Origin of the sequence: Microbacterium sp. AR7-10 (genome assembly GCF_001878835.1) — a bacterium.
Taxonomy (GTDB): domain Bacteria; phylum Actinomycetota; class Actinomycetes; order Actinomycetales; family Microbacteriaceae; genus Microbacterium; species Microbacterium commune.
On sequence record NZ_MJIR01000098.1, the window covers coordinates 1 to 6,656 of the forward strand.

The window sequence follows — 6,656 nt, forward strand, 5'->3', positions numbered from 1 at the left end:
GGCGAGCGACCCCCGCGCGACACCCCAGATGTTGAGCTGCCCCGCGACCTCTCCCTCGTACTCCATCACGAACGGATACCCGGCGCCGTCACGATGCTGCTGCAGGAGCCGACGGATCGCCGCCCTCATGTCGAAGCCCCCGCTGCCGCCGGGGATGGTCGCCTCCCAGGGCTGGAGCCAGGAGCGGTTCTCGAGCAGCTCGCGCTGAAGCACCCTCGCGTCGCGCGGTCTCACCAGTCGCAGGCTCACAGACCCGTACCGCATCACGGGCAGGATGTCGTTCGACATCGTCTCCTCCCGATCAGAGATCGGCTGCGAACCGCTTGAGCCACGGGCGCAGCTCCTCGCCGAGATCGTCGCGGTCGGTGGCGAGCTGCACGATCGCCTTGATGTAGTCGGCACGGTCGCCCGTGTCGTAGCGCCGTCCGCCGAAGACCACGCCCACCACGCCGGGGCCCGCCGGGTCGGCGGCGAGATCCTGCAGGGCATCGGTCAGCTGGATCTCGCCGCCCTTGCCTGGTTCGGTGCGCTCGAGGATGTCGAAGACGGCGGGCGGCAGCACGTAGCGACCGATCACCGCGAGGTTCGAGGGAGCGTCCTGCGGCGACGGCTTCTCGACCAGGCCGTCCACCCGCACGACACCCTCGGTCTCGGTCGGGACCGCGGCGGCAGCGCCGTAGAGATGGATCTGACCGGGGTCGACCTCCATCAGCGCGATGACGGCAGCGCCGGTGCGCTCGTGCGTCGCGATCATCTCGGTCAGCAGCGGGTCCCGCTCATCGATGAGGTCGTCTCCGAGCAGCACGGCGAAGGAGCTGTCGCCGACATGCGTGCGCGCACGAAGCACCGCGTGACCGAGCCCCTTCGGCTCCCCCTGCCGCACGAAGTGGATGTCCGCGAGATCGCTGGACTTCATCACCCGCTCGAGGCGCCCGTGGTCGCCCTTCTCCTGCAGGCGCACCTCCAGCTCGGGCACCGAGTCGAAGTGATCCGAGATCGCGTTCTTGTTGCGACCGATGATGACCAGGATGTCCTGGATCCCGGCGGCGACGGCCTCCTCCACCACGTACTGGATGGCCGGCTTGTCGACGACAGGGAGCATCTCCTTCGGCATCGCCTTCGTCGCCGGCAGGAACCTGGTTCCCAGGCCCGCAGCGGGGATCACCGCCTTCATGGTGCGCATGCCGCTCAGCTTAGTGGCCGGCTCCCTTCCCCGACCGGCGGGATGGCGGACCCGCCCCCGTATGATCGGGGCATGCGGAGCGAAGCAGAACAGCAGAAGCGCGCGCTGCGCGCCGAACTGCGCGAACGCCGTCAGATCCTGTCCCAGGCGCAGCGCGACGAGGCGGCCGCGGGACTCGCCGCCCAGCTCGACGCCCTGCTCGACGCGCACGGAGCGCGGTCGGTGTCGTGCTTCCTCTCCACCACGACCGAGCCGGGCACCATGCCGTTCGTGCAGGCCGCCGTGCGACGCGGCATCCGGGTGCTGCTTCCGATCAGCCGCGCCGACGGGCTTCTGGACTGGGCGGTCGCCGACGACTCCGCCCCGGTCGGCGAGGGACTGTTCGGGCTGCCCGAGCCGACCGGCGAGGTGCTCGGCCCCATCGCCGTGAACGACGTCGATCTGATGCTCATCCCGGCCGCCGCCGTCGACCGCGACGGCACGCGACTCGGCTGGGGTCGCGGGTACTTCGACAAGACCCTCGGCTCGATGGAGCGCCGCCCGCCCGTGTACGCGGTGATCTATGATTCCGAGGTACTCGATTCGCTGCCGCGCGAAGTGCACGACCAGCCGGTCGATGGCATCGTCACCCCGACGCAGACCATCACCCTGTCGCCCGCGCGGAACTGACAGGAGCATTCCATGCCCACCTACGCCTACGCCTGCACCGCGTGCGACCACCGCTTCGACGCCGTGCAGTCCTTCACGGAGGATTCGCTCACCCTCTGCCCGGAGTGCGGCGGAGCGCTGCGCAAGCAGTACGGATCGGTCGGTGTGACCTTCAACGGCTCCGGCTTCTACCGCACGGACTCTCGAGGAGCCGCTGGCGCCCCGGCTTCGGGTTCGGCATCATCGAAGGCGGAGACGTCGACGGCCGCCACCCCGGCGCCCGCGGCGACCCCGGCCTCGAGCTGAGGTCCCACTGTGAGAGGTAAGCGGATGATCCAGGGATTCAAGGAGTTCATCACCAAGGGCAACGTCATCGACCTCGCCGTCGCTGTCGTGATCGGCACGGCGTTCACCGCCATCGTCAGCGCGGTCGTGTCCAGCATCATCACCCCGCTGGTCGCGATGGTCTTCAAAGCCGACGATGCCGGCAAGTTCGGCTTCACCGTCGACAACATCTACGGCGACCCGGTGACCTTCCCGATCGGCGAGCTGATCTCGGCCGTGATCAGCTTCCTCGCCGTGGCGCTGGTCGTGTACTTCGTGTTCGTCGTGCCGATGAACACCTACAAGGAGCGCAAGGCCGCCAAGAACCCGGCCGTCGAGGAGGAGACCCTGCCCACCGAGCAGGAGCTGCTCATCGAGATCCGCGACCTGCTGCGTCGCGACGCCGGCATCCGCTGATCGCGTCCCGTCGATCGGACGCCCCGCTCGTTCGGGTCGGGCGTCCGATCCACTGGTTCGAGTCGGGCGTCCGATCGGCGGTCGACGGATCTCAGTAGTGCGGCGGGACCTCGCGCAGCATCCGCTCGTCGTTCGGTCCGCGCTCGCTATCGGTCGGGGCCGAGGGTGCGCTCTTCACGTGCGGCTCGGAGGTCGTGCCTTCCACGCGGGTCAGCTTCGCGCGGCGCGCGCCCGCGACGCGCACGATCCGCTGACGTTCGTCATCCATCGAGATCGAAGGGCTGGGTGTCGTTCTCGGCGCGCACCGCGTCCTCATCGATCCCCAGCACGGTCGCTATGCGCCGGGCGACGGTGGCGGGATCGCTGTACAGGTCGAAGGCGTGCACGCGCACATAGTGCCAGCCCAGCCGGCGCAGCACCTGCGGGCGCAGGCGCACGCTCTCGCGCAGCGACTCGCCGCGCATCTCGGCATCGGACTCGATGACGACCGCGCGTCCGTCGTGCTGCGCGACCAGCGGCAGCAGGCCGCGGTAGTCGACGTCGACCGAGGCGCCGAGACGGCGCAGCTCGCGGGCCAGAGCGAGGGTCAGCGGGTCGGCGAGATCCTCGAGACGCGCGTCGCGGCCGCGGGCGGCGAGTCCGCCGAGGATCGACATCAGGGTCGACGCGCCGTGCTCCAGCCGCCCCTCGTCGAACGCAGACGGGCGGATGCACGACACGATGACCATCGAGCGGCGCGCCCTGGTCATCCCGACGGTGAGCAGTCGCTCGCCGTCCTGCTGGGAGAGGTCGCCGAAGTCACTGAGCACCCGGCCGTGCTTGGTGAGGCCGAAGCCCAGCGAGAAGATCACGCGGTCGCGGCTCTCGGCGACGGACTCCTCGAGCGTGAGGACGGCGAACGGCTCGGCGGTGTCGCGGCTGACGAAGTCGGCGACGTCGGATCGTCCGGCGAAGGCGGATGCCACGGCCGCCCGCACCCGCTCCGCGTGCCTGCGGCTCGCGGTGATCACCATGAGGGATTCGGCCGGACGATGGATCGCGTGCTCGACGGCGAGGGTCACCACCCTGGCGACCTCGGCATCCGGGCTCTCGACAGCTCCCGAATCCGGGTCGGGCGCGCCCACTCCCCCCTCGACGTAGTCAACGGTGAGGCTGCCGCGCCCGAGATACGACCCCGCCCACGGCAGCGACACGATCTCGCCGCCGTAGAACGCGTCGTTGATGAGCTCGGCGAGGTCTTCGCCACCGGCTCGGTAGCTGCGGGTGAGTGTCATCACGGGGAAGAGCTCGGCGAGACGCTCGAAGACCGACACGTCATCGAAGTCGACCTCCGCCTCCCACTCCGGGTCGGGCACCGTGGCGACGGTGAACGGCGTGGGGCGCTGGGTCACCGGGTCGCCGAACGCGACGATCTGGCGTGCGCGGCGGATCGCCGGCGCCGTCTCGGCGAGGTTCACGGCGGCGGCATCCACCAGCAGCACGGCGTCGAACTCGACCGATTCGGGGATCAGCGGCACCTCGTACGGCGAGGCGATCCACACCGGTGCGAGCACGCGCGTGAGATCCGGGGCCGCGGAGACGATCTCGGCGGTGGTGGCCTCACCCGACTTGAGCGCCTGACGCAGGTGCGCGGCCTGATCGGGCTCGTCGACGATCGCGATGCGCCACTGGCTGGCCAGGTTCCAGGCGAGCAGCGGGCCGGCCATCGCGGTGTGCGCCTCGTCGACGAGACGGAAGTCGCGCTCCAGGCGGTCGACGACCGCCGTGTTGGCACCGAGCAGCGAGCGGTCGTCCTGCAGAGCGCGTTCGAGCAGCGACTGCCACCAGGCGAATTCGAGCTCGGCGGAGACCCGCTCCTCCGGCACGTGACGCACCGAGAGATCGGAGAGCAGTGGGCGCAGACCGAGACCGGCGAGCGCGTCGCGGATCTGCGTGCGCTCGACGAGGTTGTCGAACACGGCGGAGCGGGCGGCGAGGCCGGAGAGGGTGCGCACGAGACGCGCGACGGGGAGGGAGCTGAGCGGCTCGCGGCGACCCAGTGCGCGATCGAGATCAGCCAGTTCCGCCGAGACCCGCTGCCACGCGACATGCACATCGGAGAGTCCGAGCGGAACCTGCGGTGCGACCCCCGCCTCCACGTAGCGCTGCCACTGCGTGCGCTGCTGCTGGATGCGAAGCAGCGCCTCGTGCATCTCCGAGACGTGAGCGCCGGGGCGGACGTACTCGCGAGCGAGCTTCTTGAGCCTGCGCCGGTTGGCCGACGACATACCTGGGGCGTCTCGGCGCGAGCCGTGCGCCTGGATCAGCTCGCCGAGCGGGCGTTCGAAGACCGTCGGGCTGAAGCGGTCGAGCGAATCCCGGATGCCCTGCAGCAGCCGCACGTACTCGCCGAGCTCGTCGATCGTGCCGAACGGCCGCATGCTCGTCTGGGCGATCAGCTCGTACCCGCGCTCGAGAAGCGAGGGCACGGCCGAGCCGTGCAGCCGCCCCGCCAGCTCGTGTGCGTGCTGGGCGGCCTCAGTGCTGTCGAAGCTGACGCCGTACCAGGGTGAGTCGTCGGGGCCGAAGCGGAACTCCCCCAGCTTGGCGGCACGGGTGAGGGCCTGGGCCGCATCGCTGCGGTCTCCGGCGAGCTTCTCGAGCGTGTCCATCGACAGGCGCGCCCCGGTCGACGGCGGCACGGGCAGCGCGGCGAGTCGAGCGAGCTCTCTGGTGGCGTCGAGGACGGATGCTCCGGTGCGCCCCACCGGCTCGCCCAGCGCCCCGCGATAGTCACGGAGCACGGTGCGCAGACGAACGAGTGCCTCGTCGAGTTCGGCGGCCTTCGGCTGCGTGGCCTTCTCGCAGCGCGCGATCGCGGTGATGAGGTCGCGACGGGCGCGGTTCGGAGAGACGGCGAGCGCATCGAGACCGACGCCGGCGAGACGGTGCCGGACGCCGTCGAGCGTCGACCTGCGAGCCGAGACGACCAGAGCGCGACGACCGGAGCGCACGAGAGCGCCCAGCGCGTTGATGACGGTCTGCGTGCCCCCGGTGCCCGGCAGCGTCGAGACGACCAGGGAGTGCCCGGCGGCGATGCGAGCGAGCACCTCCTCCTGCTCGGAGTCGGCGTCGAGCAGAAGGCTCTCCGAGGCGGGGGCCCGGTCATCCGGCCCGGCCGCGGCGGGCAGCGGGCGGGGAGCGGTGACCTGCTCGCGGTCGCCGACGTGCCCGGCGAGCGCGTTGAGCACGGGATGGTCGAGGTCGACCATGTCGCGCACCATGGCATCGGCGACGTCGGCGAAGGTCGACACCACCAGGCGCGGGTTCACCGCGAAGGTGTCGATCGAGCGGGTCAGCGCCCGCAGCTGGTCGATCACCGGCTGCGGTTTGAAGATGCCGCCGTCGTACGCGAGGGATGCCAGGCCGACCGGGTCGAGCTCGAGCCCGAAGTGCTCGCGCGCGACGCGCACCAGCTCGGGGTTCACCTCGAAGCGGCCGTGCAGCTTCAGCTCGAAGTCGGCGTGATGACGGCGGATGGCCAGGGGACGCAGCAGCACGGGCGCGGCGAACTGCGCGCCGCCGATGCGCCATCGCGCGATCCCCACCGCGAGGCGCACGGCGTCGATGCCGCGCACCGTGCGCAGCTCGGTGTTGCGCGCGGTGATCCGCTCGGCCGCCATGCGCGCGGTGCGCAGCCCCACCTCGTCGCGGAACAGGTTGGAGAGAAGAGTGGAGCGGCCGGTGATGAACTGCGGCAGGCTGCCGGGATGGGCGCGGGAGATGTCGACGACGGATTCGGGCGCGTCGACGAAGCTGATGAGCGGGGATGCCCCGCCCAGATCTGCCGCCTGCGCCCGCAGGGTGGTGCGTCGTTCCTCGGCCGCGTGTGCGATGCCGACGCCTGTCGACGAGTCGCTGAGATCGCCGAGCGTCACTGCGACCGGCTGGGTCGCGCGCTCAGCATCCTTCGCCTCTCGTCGCCACACACGGCAAGCCTAGGCGCGACCGACGCGACCGGCGGTATTCCCGGCCGTTTCGCGACGATTCCGCCTGCTCCCGCGTATCTCCCTGCACAGCGCATCCGCCGGTCGCGTCGGTCGCG

The 6,656-nt window shown here is 70.7% G+C and carries 6 protein-coding genes and 1 pseudogene; 3 read left to right on the forward strand and 4 right to left on the reverse strand.

The window, feature by feature from the left end; genetic code table 11:
• Positions 1–264, reverse strand: a pseudogene (locus BFN01_RS13095) (GNAT family N-acetyltransferase); the annotation flags it as partial.
• Positions 265–301: 37 nt separating this feature from the next.
• Positions 302–1,174: a UTP--glucose-1-phosphate uridylyltransferase GalU gene (galU, locus tag BFN01_RS13100; RefSeq protein ID WP_225211362.1), complete on the reverse strand. Its 873-nt coding sequence runs from the start codon at positions 1,172–1,174 to the stop codon at positions 302–304.
• Between the two features lie 81 nt (positions 1,175–1,255).
• Here galU and BFN01_RS13105 point away from each other — a divergent pair, with 81 nt between their 5' ends.
• From BFN01_RS13105 to mscL, 3 genes are read left to right on the forward strand one after another with little or no spacing between them, the layout of a single operon-like run.
• Positions 1,256–1,852, forward strand: coding sequence for a 5-formyltetrahydrofolate cyclo-ligase (locus BFN01_RS13105; protein ID WP_071644790.1), 597 nt, complete (start codon positions 1,256–1,258; stop codon positions 1,850–1,852).
• A 12-nt stretch (positions 1,853–1,864) separates the two neighbouring features.
• Positions 1,865–2,137 carry an FmdB family zinc ribbon protein gene (locus BFN01_RS13110; protein WP_071644786.1) on the forward strand — a complete coding sequence of 91 codons (273 nt, stop codon included), beginning with the start codon at positions 1,865–1,867 and terminating at the stop codon, positions 2,135–2,137.
• A gap of 24 nt (positions 2,138–2,161) precedes the next feature.
• A complete protein-coding gene (gene mscL / locus BFN01_RS13115; protein ID WP_071644787.1) occupies positions 2,162–2,572 on the forward strand; it encodes a large conductance mechanosensitive channel protein MscL in 411 nt (136 codons plus the stop codon).
• A 91-nt stretch (positions 2,573–2,663) separates the two neighbouring features.
• Here mscL and BFN01_RS15540 read toward each other — a convergent pair whose 3' ends face one another.
• Positions 2,664–2,840, reverse strand: coding sequence for a hypothetical protein (locus tag BFN01_RS15540; protein ID WP_177243872.1), 177 nt, complete (start codon positions 2,838–2,840; stop codon positions 2,664–2,666).
• A complete protein-coding gene (locus tag BFN01_RS13120) occupies positions 2,833–6,540 on the reverse strand; it encodes an ATP-binding protein (protein ID WP_071644788.1) in 3,708 nt (1,235 codons plus the stop codon). The genes BFN01_RS15540 and BFN01_RS13120 overlap by 8 nt, the downstream gene beginning before the upstream one ends.
• Positions 6,541–6,656: the final 116 nt, after the last annotated feature.